1 protein-coding gene is annotated in these 1,087 nt (G+C 28.6%); it reads left to right on the forward strand.

Going from position 1 to position 1,087, the window contains the following annotated elements:
• Positions 1-35 precede the first annotated feature (35 nt).
• A complete protein-coding gene (locus tag U881_RS0100650) occupies positions 36-1,019 on the forward strand; it encodes a hypothetical protein (RefSeq protein ID WP_038363056.1) in 984 nt (327 codons plus the stop codon).
• Positions 1,020-1,087: the final 68 nt, after the last annotated feature.

Raw genomic sequence — 1,087 nt, forward strand, 5'->3', positions numbered from 1 at the left:
GGTAAACCAAATTAATAAGTTAAAGGAGTATAAAGATGTCAGAATTATATGATCAAAATTATTATGCTAAAGAGATAGCAAATGTGTTTCCGGAAGTAAAGTTACCAGTATTTTACAATTGGTTTTCTAATGAGCAGATTGAGGATGTAGATTTAAAAACCGGATATTTAAAAACAATAAAATGGGATGCTTTTCTTAATGCTAATCCCACAACATTAGTAAATGAAGTTAATACTATTGCTACTATAGGATTCAGATCAGAATCAGTTAGGCTTAACTATCTTAAATTACAATACAAGTTTAGACATTTAAAGCAAACTGTTGAACAGTCTTATAAAAATAATGATTATGCGGGTGATGTAAATAATAATTTATTACCATTTAAAGAAGCATACAAACTTGCAAGTAATGAGATTATAAAGCTTATAAATCACTTTATTTTAACTGGTACTGTCTCAATTCAAAAAGATGGCAAGAATCAAAAACGAATGCTACCTAATATGTATGGGCTTCTAAATATGCCAGGACAGATTAAAGTAGAAGTTGAGCAATCTAATAAAGATAAGATGAATGAAATTTTTAAAAAAATTGAAGAAGGTCTTGGGAAACTAGAACTTGGAGATGAATTTTCTACTCCTATGATGGTATTAGTTGATCCAAAAACAAGTTTAAARYTAGTTAAACCATATGCAATACCATGYGARTCTTCATCATCTAATTCTCATATCTATTCTTCAACTGATTCATGGGAGGATTTTTTAATTAAGACTATTAAAGCTGTAAATAATAGACAAGAAGTATATATTGAGACAAGTAACTTACTTTCACACCAAATACTTATTTATCCATTAAATGCAGAACTCATTAAATTTAAACCAAGTAAGTATATGTTACCAATGCCAAATGAACAAATTGATAAAGATTCAACTGATATTGCGCATTCATATCTTGATTTTGTACTAGGTGGTTTACTTGCAACACAAAATACTATTTTAAGAGTTGATATCAAGCAAAGTTAACTTAGGATATTTGAATGTCTGGTGATAATTTGAATGCGTTTTACACAAAGCTAATTACTGCACTTGGA

It is taken from the genome of Borrelia persica No12 (assembly GCF_000500045.1).
Lineage (GTDB): Bacteria > Spirochaetota > Spirochaetia > Borreliales > Borreliaceae > Borrelia > Borrelia persica.